The sequence below is a fragment of the Pseudoxanthomonas winnipegensis genome, from assembly GCF_030322905.1.
Taxonomy (GTDB): Bacteria; Pseudomonadota; Gammaproteobacteria; order Xanthomonadales; family Xanthomonadaceae; genus Pseudoxanthomonas_A; species Pseudoxanthomonas_A winnipegensis.
Genome location: NZ_CP095475.1, coordinates 38,182 through 52,026 on the forward strand (window position 1 = coordinate 38,182; position 13,845 = coordinate 52,026).

The 13,845-nt window shown below is 71.0% G+C and carries 14 protein-coding genes; 6 read left to right on the forward strand and 8 right to left on the reverse strand.

Annotation, left to right across the window (positions count from 1 at the left end):
* Positions 1–155: 155 nt before the first annotated feature.
* Positions 156–1,289, forward strand: a complete 1,134-nt coding sequence (locus MWN52_RS00180) for a porin (RefSeq protein ID WP_130524120.1) — start codon at positions 156–158, stop codon at positions 1,287–1,289.
* A 165-nt stretch (positions 1,290–1,454) separates the two neighbouring features.
* Here the strand turns inward: MWN52_RS00180 and MWN52_RS00185 are convergent, their stop codons facing one another.
* On the reverse strand, positions 1,455–2,381 hold the full coding sequence (locus MWN52_RS00185) for a LysR family transcriptional regulator (RefSeq protein WP_286575972.1): 927 nt from the start codon (positions 2,379–2,381) through the stop codon (positions 1,455–1,457).
* Positions 2,382–2,446: 65 nt separating this feature from the next.
* Between MWN52_RS00185 and MWN52_RS00190 the strand changes: the two genes are divergently transcribed.
* Positions 2,447–3,367, forward strand: coding sequence for a DMT family transporter (locus MWN52_RS00190; protein ID WP_286575973.1), 921 nt, complete (start codon positions 2,447–2,449; stop codon positions 3,365–3,367).
* 92 nt (positions 3,368–3,459) lie between these two features.
* Here MWN52_RS00190 and MWN52_RS19520 read toward each other — a convergent pair whose 3' ends face one another.
* Positions 3,460–3,846, reverse strand: coding sequence for a BON domain-containing protein (locus MWN52_RS19520; RefSeq protein WP_345783502.1), 387 nt, complete (start codon positions 3,844–3,846; stop codon positions 3,460–3,462).
* A 115-nt stretch (positions 3,847–3,961) separates the two neighbouring features.
* Positions 3,962–4,792 carry a dimethylarginine dimethylaminohydrolase family protein gene (locus MWN52_RS00200; RefSeq protein ID WP_286575974.1) on the reverse strand — a complete coding sequence of 277 codons (831 nt, stop codon included), beginning with the start codon at positions 4,790–4,792 and terminating at the stop codon, positions 3,962–3,964.
* 153 nt (positions 4,793–4,945) lie between these two features.
* Here MWN52_RS00200 and MWN52_RS00205 point away from each other — a divergent pair, with 153 nt between their 5' ends.
* Positions 4,946–5,377 (forward strand): Lrp/AsnC family transcriptional regulator, encoded by a 432-nt coding sequence (locus MWN52_RS00205; RefSeq protein WP_130524115.1) that lies wholly within the window; start codon positions 4,946–4,948, stop codon positions 5,375–5,377.
* Positions 5,378–5,406: 29 nt separating this feature from the next.
* Here MWN52_RS00205 and MWN52_RS00210 read toward each other — a convergent pair whose 3' ends face one another.
* The 5 genes from MWN52_RS00210 to MWN52_RS00230 form a co-directional block, all read right to left on the reverse strand.
* Positions 5,407–6,105 (reverse strand): 2OG-Fe(II) oxygenase, encoded by a 699-nt coding sequence (locus tag MWN52_RS00210; RefSeq protein WP_130524113.1) that lies wholly within the window; start codon positions 6,103–6,105, stop codon positions 5,407–5,409.
* Positions 6,106–6,125: 20 nt separating this feature from the next.
* Positions 6,126–7,718: an APC family permease gene (locus tag MWN52_RS00215; protein WP_286575975.1), complete on the reverse strand. Its 1,593-nt coding sequence runs from the start codon at positions 7,716–7,718 to the stop codon at positions 6,126–6,128.
* Between the two features lie 113 nt (positions 7,719–7,831).
* Positions 7,832–8,833 (reverse strand): class 1 fructose-bisphosphatase, encoded by a 1,002-nt coding sequence (locus MWN52_RS00220; protein ID WP_130532252.1) that lies wholly within the window; start codon positions 8,831–8,833, stop codon positions 7,832–7,834.
* A gap of 326 nt (positions 8,834–9,159) precedes the next feature.
* Positions 9,160–9,801, reverse strand: a complete 642-nt coding sequence (locus MWN52_RS00225) for a response regulator transcription factor (protein ID WP_130520415.1) — start codon at positions 9,799–9,801, stop codon at positions 9,160–9,162.
* Positions 9,798–10,988 carry a sensor histidine kinase gene (locus tag MWN52_RS00230; protein WP_286575976.1) on the reverse strand — a complete coding sequence of 397 codons (1,191 nt, stop codon included), beginning with the start codon at positions 10,986–10,988 and terminating at the stop codon, positions 9,798–9,800. Before MWN52_RS00230 ends, MWN52_RS00225 begins: the two co-directional genes overlap by 4 nt.
* Positions 10,989–11,051: 63 nt before the next feature.
* Here MWN52_RS00230 and MWN52_RS00235 point away from each other — a divergent pair, with 63 nt between their 5' ends.
* The 3 genes from MWN52_RS00235 (at position 11,052) to MWN52_RS00245 (ending at position 13,729) form a co-directional block, all read left to right on the forward strand.
* The gene (locus tag MWN52_RS00235; RefSeq protein ID WP_286575977.1) at positions 11,052–11,465 is read left to right on the forward strand and encodes a DUF2141 domain-containing protein; all 414 of its coding nucleotides are present in this window, start codon (positions 11,052–11,054) and stop codon (positions 11,463–11,465) included.
* A 20-nt stretch (positions 11,466–11,485) separates the two neighbouring features.
* Positions 11,486–13,006 carry a carotenoid oxygenase family protein gene (locus MWN52_RS00240; RefSeq protein ID WP_286575978.1) on the forward strand — a complete coding sequence of 507 codons (1,521 nt, stop codon included), beginning with the start codon at positions 11,486–11,488 and terminating at the stop codon, positions 13,004–13,006.
* 147 nt (positions 13,007–13,153) lie between these two features.
* Positions 13,154–13,729, forward strand: a complete 576-nt coding sequence (locus tag MWN52_RS00245) for a methyltransferase family protein (protein ID WP_286575979.1) — start codon at positions 13,154–13,156, stop codon at positions 13,727–13,729.
* Positions 13,730–13,845 lie beyond the last annotated feature (116 nt).

Genomic DNA, 13,845 nt, shown 5'->3' on the forward strand with positions numbered 1-13,845 from the left:
GCCGAAGAGGAGGTCTTTGCGTCCCGCGCACGCGGGGCGGCCCCGCGTTGCGTCCGCGCCTGCGCGCCGGACGACACCCCGCCCCCCACATGTCCTGGTCCGGCCCTGGCGCCGGTGCCACGGGATCGCTTTGCCCATCTTCCGGAGAGAACGCGATGTACAGCAGAACCGCATGCGCCCTGACCACCCTGCTGGCCGGCCTGTCGGCCGCCCCGCTGGCCCACGCCCAGCAAGAAGACGCTTCCGCCCTCAAATGGAGCGACGGCAAGGCCAGCGTCACCTTTTACGGCACCCTGGATATCGGCTATGTCGGCCGTGGCGGCGGCAACGGCCTGGTGCCCGACAACGGCACCGAACACGACATCCAGAGCGCGGCCGGCTCCGACGGCAGCCGCGTCGGCCTGAAGCTGGCCTACGCGCTCAACGACAGCGTCACCCTGATCGGCGAGTCCGAGCTGGGCATCAACTACACCGGGCAGCACGACTACGGCAGCGGCGGCGACACCTACTGGAACCGCCACACCTGGCTGGGCGCGACCGGCAAGTGGGGCACGCTGCTGGCCGGCAAGATCGACGGCGGCCGCGCCTCGGTGCTCAAGGCCTTCGACCCGTTCCAGGGCCGCTCGGTGGCCGCCGGCGGCGCCCTGCAGGTGGTGACCTCGCGCGCCGAGGAGGCTGTGGCCTATGTCACGCCCAGCTGGAAGGGCCTCAACGCCACGCTGGCCTACACGCCCAACCTCAACGGCGTCAGCGACCACGACGCGCGCAGCCCGGTGTATGCGGTGATCCTGGCCTACAAGCAGGGCCCGCTGAGCCTGACCTGGGACCACGAGGAAGAGTGGTGGAACCGCGTGCCCGGCCTGACCCGGCTCAAGGTCAACGTGGCCGCGGCCAGCTACGACTTCGGGCCGCTCAAGCTATGGGCCTACCGCGACCGCACCACGGTGGAATCGCCGGTGTCGCCGGCGCTGGGCTTCTACGACGACCACACCGGCTACCTGTTCGGCGTGACCGTGCCGATGGGCGAGAAGGGGCTGTGGAAGGCGTCCTGGAACAGGCGCGATTCCGCCGCGGTGGACAACGTCTGCAGCAAGTGGGGCATCGGCTACCAGCACACGCTGGACAAGCGCACCTACCTCTACGCCGACTACGCCCACATCCGCAACGATCGCAACGGCACCTGCACCATCGCCTACAGCAACGAGGCGACCTCGGCCGACCAGGGCGCGGGCGATGCCGGCGGCTATGGCGTCAACGGCGTGGATTTCGGTCTGGTCTTCAGTTTCTAGGATCACGGCGCGGGCGAAGGACCGCCCGCGCCGCTTTCCTCCTTGGCCTCGGTGTGCAGCTGTGGCCGGGCGGTCTGCCGCCAGCCGGTTCGGCGGGCCGCTTGGGCGTGCTCGGGCTGCCGGAGGCCCAGGCCGGCGCGGCATTCAGGACGCCAAGGGCATGCCTCAGGACGCGGCCAGGCCGGCGGCCAGGTGGTCGATCCAGGCGCGTGCGCGCGCCGGCAGGAAGCGGTTGGGCGGGTACAGCAGCCAGGCGGTGCCGGAGTAGGCCGTGACGTGGCGCCAGCCGGTCAGCACCGGCACCAGCGTGCCGGCCTCCAGCGCGGGGCGGGCGGTGAAGCCGGGCAGGGAGGCGATGCCCAGATCCGCCAGGGCCGCCTCGCGCCGCATCTCGGAGTGGTTGGCCTGGTAGCGGCCGCGCACCGCCACGCTGGCGCTGGCCGCCTCGCCGCCGCCGGCGCGCTCGAAGCGCCAGTGCCGGTCGCGCTCGTCCTCGCCCAGCACGATGCAGTCGTGCTGGGCCAACTCGCGCGGGTGCTCCGGCAGGCCGCGCCGCGCCAGGTAGGCCGGGCTGGCGCAGACCAGGTGCTCGACGGTCTCCAGCGGCCGGCCCGCCAACCCCGGCGGCGGGGTGTCGGTGATGCGCACGGCCAGGTCGATGTCCTCGGCGAACAGGTCCACCGTGCGGTCGGTCACCACCAGCTGCAGGTCCACCTGCGGGTGCGCGGCCAGGAAGGCCGGCACCAGCGGATGGATGCGCAGCCGGCCATAGGCCTTGGGCGCGCTCATGCGCACCAGCCCGCGCGGCGCGCCGTCGGCATCGCCGGCCAGCGAGAACACCTCGCGCGCGGCGCTCTCCAGCTGCTGGCAGCGGGCATGGGCGGCGCGTCCGGCCTCGGTCAGGCGCAGCTGGCGCGTGGAGCGCTCCAGCAGGCGCACGCGCAGCGCGCGTTCCAGCCGCGCGACCTGCCGGCTCACGGCCGATGGCGTCAGCCCCAGCCCGCGCGCTGCGGCGGAGAAGCTGCCGGCCGCCACCACGCGTGCGAACACCGCCATGTCGGACAGGCTGTCGAGGGCCTCATTCGTGCGCATGGGGAACAGAACCTGTGCTGGAGCGGCGGATTATCGCGGCAGGATCGCGAATATACGCTGCGCCCATGTCCACTTCCGCTCCCACCCTCGCATCTTCGCCCTCGCCAGCCGCGCCCAGGCTGCTGCGTGCCGCCGACGCCGCCCTGCTGCTGGTCGCCATCGTCTGGGGCACCAGCTACGGCGTGGCCAAGGGCGCGCTGGCGTTCTACCCCGTGCTGGGCTTTTTGGCCGTGCGCTTCCTGCTGACCACCGCGCTGCTGGCGCCGGCGTGTCTGCGCGCCACCCCGGCGCAGTGGCGCGGCGCCGTGCGCGCCGGTCTGCCGCTGGGCGGGCTGCTGCTGGCGATCTTCCTGTGCGAGACCTATGGCGTGGCGCACACCCAGGCCAGCCACGCGGCCTTCCTGATCAGCCTGTGCGTGGTGTTTACGCCATTCGCCGAATGGGCATTGCTGGGCCGGCGGCCGGCCGCGGTGGTGGTGGCCTGTGCGGCGGTCTCCCTGGCCGGGGCGGCCCTGCTCGCCGGCGGCCCGCGGATGCATTGGGGCTGGGGCGATGCGCTGATGCTGGCCGCCGCCGTGCTGCGGGCGATCACGGCCTGTGCCACCAGCGGGCTCGCGCGCCGGCATGCGCAGGCACCGATGCTGCTGCTGACCGCCGTGCAGTCCGCCGTGGTGGGCACCGGCTGCCTGGCGCTGGCGTGGGTCCTGCTGCCCGCCGGCCTGCCCGCACTGCCGCAGGCCGGCGCCTTCTGGTGGGCCTGTCTCTACCTGGTGCTGGGCTGCACGGTGTTCGCCCTGGTGGCGCAGAACTGGGCGCTGCGCCGCGGCACGCCCAGCCGCGTAGGCCTGCTGATGGGCACCGAGCCGGTGTGGGGCGCGCTGTTCGCGGTGGTGTGGCTGGGCGAACGGCTCACCCTGGCCGGCTGGCTGGGCGGCGTGCTGATCGTGGGCGCGGCGCTGTGGACGCTGCGCAGCGGGAAAGCGTGAACCGTTCGAACCGCGCGCATCGCCCTGCAGCTGCACAAAAAAAGGACGGCGCCGAAAGGCGCCGTCCTTTGTCCGAAGCTGATGGACGCGGCTTACTTCTTGGTCGCCGCGACGACCTTCAGCTTGGTCGCGTTGACGCTCTTGACGCCTTCGATGGCCTTGGCCTTGGCGACGGTGCGGTCCTTCTCGGCCTTGGTGGCGGTGGTGCCGCTCAGCCAGACCACGCCGTCCTTGGTCTCCACCGACACGTCGGTGCCCGAGACGCCCTTGCTGGCCAGCAGATCGGCCTTGACCTTGGTGGTGATCCAGGTGTCGGTGCCCGGCTGGTCGGACTTGTCCGGCGGCATGGCGTCGCTGTGCTGCATGCCGGCGTGGTCCATCGGCTTGTCGGTCTGCGCGCTCTGCGCCCAGACCGGATCCGACAGGCTCACGGTGAGCAGGGTGGCGATGGCGAGCGAAGTACGGTTGCGGAGTTTCATGGCGCGCTCCTTAGTTGGCGCTTTGGTGTGGCGCCACGGTGCACGTCCCCGCATTCAACGCCAGTGACTGAAAGCGCTTGCGCTTCGTCGCGCCGCCTGAACGCGCCGGGCAGGTCTAGTTCAGCCCCGGCTCGTCCAGTCGCAGCGTCAGGCACTTGGCCGAGCCGCCGGCCTTGAGGAACTCATCCAGCGGTGTCTCCCGCACGCGATAGCCGTGCGTGGCCAGCGCTTGGCGCAGCGCGGCACTGGCACGGTTGAGGATCACCACGTTGTCCAGGTTGACCGCGTTGCAGGCGAAGGCCAGCGCGTCTTCCTCGGACACCGCGATGCGCTTGTCATCCGGCACGCGCGCGGCGATGGCCGCCTGTGCGGTCTCGTCGAAGGCCGCGGGGAAGTACAGCAACTCGCCGCCTGACAGCGGGCACAGGCAGGTGTCCAGGTGATAGAAGCGCGGATCGACCAGCCGCAGCGGCACCACCTCGAGGCCCAGCCGTTCCTGCAGCGCGGCGGCGGCGCGCGCATCGCTGCGGTGGCCATAGCCGAACCACAGCCGCGGCGCGGCGCGATCGAGCAGCGCATCGCCGGCGCCTTCGAACTCGATCCCGTCCAGCAGGTCTACCGCGAAGCGCGCCCCGGCGAACCACTGGGTGAAATGCGGCTCCTCGCCGGCGCGCTCGGCATGGCGGAAGCGGCTGGGCACGGCCAGGTCGCGATAGACCAGCCCGGCGTTGGCGGTGAACACCATGTCCGGCAGGCCCGGCACATGCGGGATCAGTTCCACGTCGGCCGCATCGGCCACCAGGGCGTGCAGGTTCTCCCACTGGCGCTGCGCGCGGCCGCGGTCGGCCTGGTCGCGGTTGCCGGTCATCCAGGGGTTGATGTCGTAGTCCACGGAGAAGTGCGTGGGCGGGCACATCAGCACGCGCGGGCGGGGCGAGGTCGACATGGGCAAGCGTCTCGTGATTGGCGTTGTGGCATCCTAGGCCGCGCGCAAACCAGCAAGAAGCGCGCAGATCGCCAGTGTTTGCCGGATTTCTGTCAAATCGATGACAGGCGCTGGCGAATCGCCAGACTTCCATTCGCCCTCCGGAGGCCCGCCATGGCCGAAGCCCTCGACGCCCTGGACCAGGATCTCATCGCCTTGTTACGGGCCGACAGCCGCACGCCTGCCGCGCTGCTGGCCAAGCAGCTCAAGGTCTCGCGCAGCACCGTGCAGAACCGCATCACCCGCCTGCAGCGCAGCGGCCTGCTGCTGGGCTTCACCATCCGCCTGGCCAACGAGGACGGCCTGCACGGCGTGCGCGCCATCACCCAGATCGAAGTCCGCGGCGGCGCCACCGACAAGGTCGTGGCCGCTCTGCGCCGCCTGCCGGAGGTGGTAAGCGTTTATTCCACCAACGGCCGCTGGGACCTGGTGGCCGAGGTGCGCACCGACGACCTGGCCGGCTTCGACCAGGCCCTGCGCCGCCTGCGCGACATCGAAGGCATCGCCGCCTCCGAGACCAGCCTGCTGCTGGCCGAACAGCGCTAGCGCGCCTGATGCCGCGACAGCACCGGGGCTTAGCCGCCGTAGAGCTTGGTCGCGGGCTGGAACAGCACCCAGCTGGTGGCGATGTACTTGTCGCCGCCCTGCGGACGGTTGCCGCGGTGGGTGTGGGTGAAGGCGGCCGGGGCGATCAGCAGGCTGCCGGTGCGCGGAGCGATCTTGCGCTGCTGGTGGAAGAACTCGGTCTCGCCGGCCTGGAAGCCGTCGTTGAGGTACAGCGTCCACAGCAGGTGGCGGTGCAGCGTCTCGGCCTGCTTGTCCTTCGGGTACAGCTCGCAGTGCCAGTAGGGGTAGCCGCCTTCGCCGGCGCGGTAGCGCTGCAGGTTGATCCGCCCGGGGCGGAACACCGCCGTCATCAGGTCGGACAGGGTGGCGTCGTCGATCGTCTCCAGGTCTTCGTAGCCGATGCGCCGCGCGCTGCCGCCCTGCGGGGTGTACTGCAGCATCACCGGCGCGATCAGCGCGAAGGGATAGGTGCGCAGGTATTCCTTGAGCCCGGCGAACACCGCCTGGTTGAGCGCCTGCTCCACGTCGGCCCAGCCGTGCTGGCCGCTGATGGCGATGTCGCTGGAGCGCTTGAGCTCAGGGAAGTGGCCGCCGCCGACCCGGCCCGGCGCTTCCTGACCGCTGGCTTCGAAGCGGGCGACGATGGCGGCGCAGGTGTCGGCGGGGACGGCCCCGTCGATCACCGCGATGAGATCCTGTTCGTGCATGGCCTGCACGATAGCAGCGCTCAGCGATTCGTGGCCTCGCCCAGCGCCGGCGTGCGCCAGCCGGCGCGCACGCCCCACAGGTAGAACACCACGCCCACCACCGCCACCACGGCCAGGTCCATGCCGTAGCTCAGGTAGCCGTGGCCGCCGAAGGTGGTGCTGCCGCCCCAGGACAGCAGTGCCACCGCCGGCAGGTAGGTCAGCAGCCAGGCCGCGCCGCGCAGCTGGCGGCGCAGGTCCGGCCAGCCGCGGCGGTGCTGCGACCAGGCGTACACCGGCAGGGCCACGGCCATCAGCAGGATGATCTCCCCGGTCAGCGGCCAGCGCGCCCAGTACAGCAGTTCGGTGGCCATGACGAAGGCCACGCCGGCCAGCAGCGGCAGGCCGGGTAGGCGCAGCGGACGCGGCAGGTCCGGCGCGCTGCGGCGCAGCGCCATCGCGCTGACCGGACCGGTGAGGTAGGAGATGATCGTCGCCACCGAGATCACCGCCGCCAGCGTGCCCCAGCCGCGGAAGAAGAACAGGAACAGGTAGGACACCACCAGGTTCAGCCACATCGCCGGGCGCGGCACGCCCCAGCGCGGATGCAGTCGGCCCAGCAGCGCCGGCAGGGTGCCGTTGCGCTCCATGCCGTAGATCATGCGCGAGGTGGTGGCGGTGTAGGTGATGCCGGTGCCCGAGGGGCTGATGAAGGCATCGGCGTAGAGCAGCATCGCCAGCCAGTGCAGGTTGACGATGATCGCCAGCTCGGCGAACGGCGAGCGGAAGTCGATGCCGTGCCAGCCGGCCTTGGCCAGCAGGTCCGGCGGCACCGCGCCCAGGTAGGCCACCTGCAGGATCAGGTAGATCACCGTGGCCAGCGCGATCGAGCCGAGCACGGCGAAGGGGATGCTGCGGCCCGGGTTGCGCGCCTCGCCGGCCAGGTTCACCGGGCTCTGGAAGCCGTTGAAGCTGAACACGATGCCGGCCGTGGCCACCGCGGTCAGCACCGCCGCCAGGTCCAGGGTGTCGCGCCCGCCGTGCACGCCGACCGCGAAGTTCTCCTGGTGGAAGCCGCTGGCGATCAGCGCCACGCCGGTGGCCGCCGGCACCACCAGCTTGAACACGGTGATGGCCGTGTTGGAGTGGGCGAAGAGCTTGACGCTCCAGAAGTTCAGGAAGAAGTACACAAGCACCAGCGCGGCGGCGATCAACAGCCCGGGCTCGGCCAGCTCGCCCTGGCCACCCGGCAGATGCATGTACAGCGCCTGCGCCCAGGGATAGGGCCAGGACGCCATGTACTGGACCGAGGCCTCGGCCTCGACCGGGATCACCGAGACGATGGCGATCCAGTTGGCCCAGCCGGCGATGAAGCCCACCAGGGCGCCGTGCGAATAGTGGCTGTAGCGCACCATGCCGCCGGATTCGGGGAACATCGCGCCCAGCTCGGCATAGGTCAGGGCGATGGTGGTGATGATGGCCGCGCCGAACACCCAGGCCCAGATCGCGCCCGGACCGGCCAGGCCAGCCGCGCGCCAGGCGCCGAACAGCCAGCCCGAGCCGATGATCGAGCCCAGGCCGGTGAGCATGAGCGCGAAGGGGCCGACATCGCGGCGCGGGGAAGCTGAAGCCATGGGACAAGCACCTGTTCGGACGCCGCCTGGACGCGGCCGGAAGCCCGGGATTGTCTCAGGAAGCTGACGCCGACGTCAGGTGGCGGTCATCCGCGGCCCGCGGCGCCAGGCCTTCAGTCGGCGTGATAGCGCTCGGCCGCCTCGACTTCCTCGCGCGAGCCGATGAACACCGGCACGCGCTGGTGCAGCTGTTCGGGCTGCAGGTCCAGGATGCGGGCGCGGCCGGTGCTGGCCAGGCCGCCGGCCTGCTCGATCAGCAGGCCCATCGGGTTGGCCTCGTACATCAGGCGCAGCTTGCCGGCCTTGGACGGGTCCTTGAGGTCGCGCGGATAGATGAAGATCCCGCCGCGGGTCAGGATGCGATGCACGTCGGCCACCATCGAGGCGATCCAGCGCATGTTGAAGTCCTTGCCGCGCGGGCCGTCCCGGCCGGCCAGCAGGTCGGCCACGTAGGCCTGCATCTGCGGCTCCCAGTGGCGCTGGTTGGACATGTTGACGGCGAACTCGGCGGTCTGCGCCGGCACCTGCATGCGCGGCTGGGTCAGCACGAACAGGCCCTGCTCGCGGTCCAGGGTGAAGCCGTGGGTGCCGTGGCCGGTGGTCAGCACCAGCATGGTCTGCGGCCCGTAGATGCAGTAGCCGGCGGCGACCTGGTCGCGGCCCGGCTGCAGGAAGTCGGCGTCGGTGGGCGACTCGACATGGTCCTTCGGGCAGCGCAGCACCGAGAAGATGGTGCCCACCGAGACGTTGACGTCGATGTTGGAGCTGCCGTCCAGCGGGTCGAACAGCAGCAGGAACTCGCCGTGCGGATACTCGTCCGGCACCGGCATGGCGTGGTCCATCTCCTCCGAGGCGCAGGCGGCCAGGTGGCCGCCCCAGGCGTTGGCTTCCAGCAGGATGTCGTTGCTGATCACGTCCAGCTTCTTCTGCGCCTCGCCCTGCACGTTGCCGGTGCCGGCCTCGCCCAGCACCCCGCCCAGCGCGCCCTTGCTCACCGCCACCGAGATGCTGGTGCAGGCGCGCACGACGACGGAAATCAGCTGGCGCAGTTCGGCGCTGATACGGCCGGCGCGCTGTTCTTCGACCAGGTAGCGGGTCAGGGTGACGGGCTGCATCGTGGTGGGGACCTTCGGGCGACGTGGGGGCCGGCATTGTCGCCGCAATCGTGTGACCGCGGATATGTCAGCGACGAATCTCGTCGTCCGGCGACGCACCCGCCGTCGCGCTTGCCGCTGCTTTTGCTTCTGCTCCTGCCCCCTCCCTTTCGCGAAGCGAAGGGGAGGGCTGGGGAGGGGTTGGCTTTTGCTTTTGGTTTTGCTGCTAGCTGTTGCTGTCGCCCAAGCGAAAAGCAAAAACACCCCACCCCAGCCCTCCCCTTCGCTGCGCGAAAGGGAGGGGGCAGGAGCGCGTTGCCGGTTCCTAACGCGCGCGGCGCAACGCCTCAAATCACCCGCAGCGTGATCGCCTTGAGCACCGCCCGGGTGCGGTCGCGGGTGCCGAGCTTGTCCAGGATCACCGAGACGTAGTTCTTCACCGTGCCTTCGGCCAGGAACAGCGTGCGCGCGATCTCCTTGTTGGAATACCCGCCGGCCAGCAGCCGCAGGATCGCCACCTCGCGCTCGTTGAACGGCTCGCGCGGGGCGTCCTGCTCGCGGTAGGCATAGCGCGCGCGCACCGGCTCGGTGCTGACCGGCTGCAGCAGCGTGTCGCCGCCGGCCACGCGCACGATGGCATCGCGCAGATCCTCCGGCGCGGCGTCCTTGAGCAGGAAGCCCTGCGCGCCGGCCTCGGTCGCACGCAGCAGCAGGTCGGCATCGTCGAAGGTGGTCAGCAGCAGCAGCGGGGTGGCGTCGCCGGCCGCGCGCAGCCGGGTCAGCGCCTCGATGCCGTCCACCCCGGGCATGCGGATGTCGCTGAGCACCACGTCCACCGGCTGGGCGGCCAGGCGCTCGATCAGCTCGGCGCCATCGCTGACCTCGAACGCCACCGCGATGCCCTGCTGCAGCAGCAGCGCGCGCAGGCCGGCGCGCACCAGTGCCTGATCGTCGGCCAACGCGACGGTGATGGAAGCGGAGGGGCTCATGCGGGAATCCTGGCGGTCAGGCGCAGCGCGCCGTGGGGGGTGAGATCGATGTCCAGGCGGCCGCGCGCGGCGGCGATGCGCTCGCGCATGCCGGACAGGCCGTTGCCTTCGCGCAGACGCGTGGCGCGCTGGCCGTTGTCCTCGATGCGCAGCAGCAGCGCCTCGCCCTCGCGCGCCAGGCGCACGTGCAGCGTGTCGGCATCGGTGTGGCGGGCGGTGTTGGTCAGGGCCTCCTGCACCACGCGCAGCAGGGTCTCGGCCAGCGCCGGGTCGGTGACGGTGGCGTCGGCGGCGATGTCCAGCGCCAGCGCGGGGCGCGGCAGCGGCGCGGCCAGCGCGCGCAGCGCGGTATGCAGATCCAGCCCGCGCGTATCGCGCAGGGCCTGGACCACGCTGCGGATGTCGTCGAGCAGCTCGCTGGACAGCTGCTGGGCGATGCGCACCTCGCTGCGTTCGGCCAGGGCCGGGTCGCCGGCCAGCGCGCGCAGGTTGAGCTTCATCGCGGTGAGCTTGTGCCCGGCCACGTCGTGCAGCTCGCGCGCCACGCGCAGCCGCTCGGCGTCGCGCGCGCTGTCGGCCAGCAGCGCGCGCGTGGCCAGCAGGTCGGCGTTGACCAGGGCCAGCGCGTCGCGCGTGCGTTCGGCATTGCGCGCGTAATAGGCCACCAGCGCCGAGAACGCCTGGAAGCTGGCGTAGATAACCACCATCAGCCACTGCCGCCTGACACCCACCGCATCCAGCGTCAGGTACAGGCCCACATTGATCGCCACGCCGAACGCCAGCACCACCGCCGGCCGCCAGCACATGGCCGCATGCGCCACCAGCATCACCAGCAGCACCGGCGCGGTGCCGGCGCGCGGTTCCAGGTACACCAGCCACAGCGCTAGCGCCGCCTGCACGCACAGCGCCGCATCGCGGAGGAAGGCGTGGCCCTTGATCCAGTCGTAGGCGATGAACAGCCCGGCGAAGCCGCCCAGCAGCCACCAGCGCAGCACGCCGCCGTCGGCCTCGAAGCCGAACGACAGCGTCACCGCGGCGATGGTGATCAGGCCGGCGATGTTGAGGGGCTCGAAGAACTCGCGCAGGGTCGGTCGCATGGGGCGATGCTCACTCGTCCTCGTGCGGTGGGCAATGGGCCGGCGACAAGTCGTGACTTCCGGCAGGTCGCATTGATGACCAACCGCCATTCAAGGCGCGGGGGCGGCTCGGGAGACTGGCGGCACACCCACCGCACTTTCGAGGCCTTCGCCATGAAACCCATCGTCTTCGTCGCTTCGCTGCTGCTGTTCCTCGCCCTGCCCGCCGCCGCGGCCGATCTCACCATCGATCTGCAGGACATCCATGCGCCCGGCGGACGGCTCAAGGTTGCGGTGGTCTCGGCCGAGGGCTGGGAGGGCAAGGCGCCGGCCGCGGCCGCGCAGATGCGCTCGCCCAGCGGCCGGGAGGAGCAGGTGGTCTTCCACGATCTTCCCGCGGGCCGGTACGCGGTCCAGGTCATGCACGATGAGAACGGCAACGGCCGCCTGGACACCAACATCATCGGCATGCCGACCGAGGGCTACGGCTTCAGCAACAACCCGCGGGTGATGCGCAAGCCGACCTTCGACGAGGCGGCCTTCGACCTGCCAGACCAGGGCACCGCCATCGTCATCAAGCTGCGCTGAGCCGACCTGGAGGACACGCCATGGACCGTCGTCGCTTCCTGTCTTCCCTGCTCGGCAGTGCCGCGGTCGCCGCGATCCGCGGCCTGGCGCTGCGCCCGGCCAGCGCGATGGCCGGGGAGGCGGCGGCCTTCGCCAAGGGCCTCCAGGCGCATCCCTGGCTGGTGGGCTGGCGCAGCGTGCAGGCCGCGCGGCTGGGGCCGCGGACGGTGCCGGTGCAGGGGCGTCTGCCGGTGGGGTTCGCCGGCAGCCTCTACCGCAACGGGCCGGCCTGGACCGAGCGTGCGGGCTTCCGCTACGACCACTGGTTCGACGGCGACGGCATGGTGCATCGCTGGCGCTTCAACGGCGACGGCACCCTGACCCATCAGGCGCGCATGGTGGCCACGCCCAAGTTCACGCGCGAGCAGGAGGCCGGCCGTTTCCTGTATATGGCCGCCGGCACCTCGGTGCCGGACGCGCAGCCGGTGCGCAACAACGACGGCGCCAACACCGCCAATACCTCGGTCACCCTGATCGACGGCCGCTTGTTCGCGCTGTGCGAGTCCGGTTCGGCCTTCGAGCTGGACCCGGACCAGCTGGACACGCTGGGGCCGGTGACCTGGCGCGAGGATCTGGCGGCGATGCCGTTCTCGGCGCACCCGCTGCGCGACGCCGATGGCAGCGTGTGGAACTTCGGTTCGATCAACCTGATGGGCGGCAACGGCCTGCTGATCTGGCACCTGGGTGCCGACGGCCGGCTGCTGTCGGCCGACATCGTCCACACTCCGGCCCCCGGCTACCTGCACGCCTTCGCGCAGACGCCCGGGCGGCTGGTGTTCGTGCTGATGCCCTACGCGTTCGATCCGGCGGCCGGGGCCAGCTTCTTCGAGCGCATGCGGTTCACGCCCGACCAGCCCTGCCGCATCGCGGTGGTGGAGAAGGACCGGCCCGGGCAGGCGCGCTGGTTCGAGGCGCCGTTCGCGGCGATCTATCACTTCGGCGATGCCTTCGAGCGCAGCGGGGAGCTATGGGTGCGGGCCATCGGTCACGACAATCCGGACGAGGCGCGTTCGCCCATGCAGGCGGCCTTGCATGGCGATGCAGCCGGGCAGCGCGGCGCCGCGACCCGGCTGCTCACCCTGCGCCTGGACCTGGCGCAGGGGCGTGCCCGCTGGGAACCGACGGGGCTGTCGGGGCTGGAGTTCCCGGTATTCGACCCGCGGACGGCCGCCGGGCGCGGCGCTCTGCTGTACGCGCCGACCACGGTCGGTCGACACGATGCGCCGTACTTCAATGCGGTTGCCGTGTTCGATGTCGAGCGCGGACGGCGCGTGGTGCACGACTACGGCCCGCACGTCCTGGCCGAAGAACACGTCTTCGTCCCGCGCCCGGGCAGCGCGCGCGCGGACGAGGGCTGGCTGGTGGGCACCGTGCTGGATGCGGCGCGCGGCCGCAGCGGGATCGCCGTCCTCGATGCGCGCCACCTCGACCGCGGCCCGCTGGCGCAGGCCTGGTTGCCCGATGCGGTCCCGCTCGGATTCCACGGCTGCTTCGCGGCTTGAGCCGCAGCCGGCGACCGATCCTGAGCTGCCCTGCGCAAGATGACTTCCGGCAGGGCGTGGCGATGGCCGCCGGCACCTGCCGCTGACGCAGGCGCGGCGCACACTGACCTCACCGCGCGAGACCGCGCTTCTTCCTTGGCCACCGCCATGACCATCGACCTGCCGCAACTGCTGTTCTGGATCGCCTGCGCCGCGTGGTGGGCGGTGGAAGTGTTCATCAGCCACCGGCGTCGCAGCCAGGACGATCCGGCGCGCGACGGCGGCACGCTGCGCATGCTGTGGACGGTGCTGTACGCAGCGATCTTCGTCGGCGTGGTGCTGAGCGTGCTGGGCATCGGCCGCTGGCCGCCGGGCTGGCGCCTGCCGCTGCTGGGGACCGGCACGGCGATGGTGGTCGGCGGGCTGGCGTTCCGGCTGTGGGCGATCGCGGTGCTGGGGCGGCAGTTCACGGTGGACGTCGGCATCCAGCCCGGCCATGCGCTGATCACCGCCGGGCCGTACCGCTGGCTGCGCCATCCGTCCTATACCGGCGCGCTGGCGTGCTTCTATGGCCTGGGCGTGGGCCTGGGCAGCTGGGCCTCGCTGGCGGTGATTGCGCTGGCGGCGACGGCGGCCTTCGCCCGCCGCATGCGGGTGGAGGAAGCGGTGCTGGCCCAGGCCTTCGGCGCGGCCTGGGACGCGCACGCCCGCCGGACGTGGAAGGTGTGGCCCGGAGTGTGGTGATTGGTCGGACCTATTGAGAAAGCAATCTTTGTGATTGACACCGATCGAGTCGGGAGCGCCTAATTTACGCCAGGCCGAGCGTTATTTGGTATGACCAATTGAGTGGCAATCGCACG

Bases quoted from the DNA above. Each gene is read 5' to 3' on its own strand.
- MWN52_RS00180 (WP_130524120.1), top strand. From the start codon at position 156: ATGTACAGCAGAACCGCATGCGCCCTGACCACCCTGCTGGCCGGCCTG.
- MWN52_RS00185 (WP_286575972.1), bottom strand. From the start codon at position 2,381: ATGCGCACGAATGAGGCCCTCGACAGCCTGTCCGACATGGCGGTGTTC.
- MWN52_RS00190 (WP_286575973.1), top strand. From the start codon at position 2,447: ATGTCCACTTCCGCTCCCACCCTCGCATCTTCGCCCTCGCCAGCCGCG.
- MWN52_RS19520 (WP_345783502.1), bottom strand. From the start codon at position 3,846: ATGAAACTCCGCAACCGTACTTCGCTCGCCATCGCCACCCTGCTCACC.
- MWN52_RS00200 (WP_286575974.1), bottom strand. From the start codon at position 4,792: ATGTCGACCTCGCCCCGCCCGCGCGTGCTGATGTGCCCGCCCACGCAC.
- MWN52_RS00205 (WP_130524115.1), top strand. From the start codon at position 4,946: ATGGCCGAAGCCCTCGACGCCCTGGACCAGGATCTCATCGCCTTGTTA.
- MWN52_RS00210 (WP_130524113.1), bottom strand. From the start codon at position 6,105: ATGCACGAACAGGATCTCATCGCGGTGATCGACGGGGCCGTCCCCGCC.
- MWN52_RS00215 (WP_286575975.1), bottom strand. From the start codon at position 7,718: ATGGCTTCAGCTTCCCCGCGCCGCGATGTCGGCCCCTTCGCGCTCATG.
- MWN52_RS00220 (WP_130532252.1), bottom strand. From the start codon at position 8,833: ATGCAGCCCGTCACCCTGACCCGCTACCTGGTCGAAGAACAGCGCGCC.
- MWN52_RS00225 (WP_130520415.1), bottom strand. From the start codon at position 9,801: ATGAGCCCCTCCGCTTCCATCACCGTCGCGTTGGCCGACGATCAGGCA.
- MWN52_RS00230 (WP_286575976.1), bottom strand. From the start codon at position 10,988: ATGGCGGTTGGTCATCAATGCGACCTGCCGGAAGTCACGACTTGTCGC.
- MWN52_RS00235 (WP_286575977.1), top strand. From the start codon at position 11,052: ATGAAACCCATCGTCTTCGTCGCTTCGCTGCTGCTGTTCCTCGCCCTG.
- MWN52_RS00240 (WP_286575978.1), top strand. From the start codon at position 11,486: ATGGACCGTCGTCGCTTCCTGTCTTCCCTGCTCGGCAGTGCCGCGGTC.
- MWN52_RS00245 (WP_286575979.1), top strand. From the start codon at position 13,154: ATGACCATCGACCTGCCGCAACTGCTGTTCTGGATCGCCTGCGCCGCG.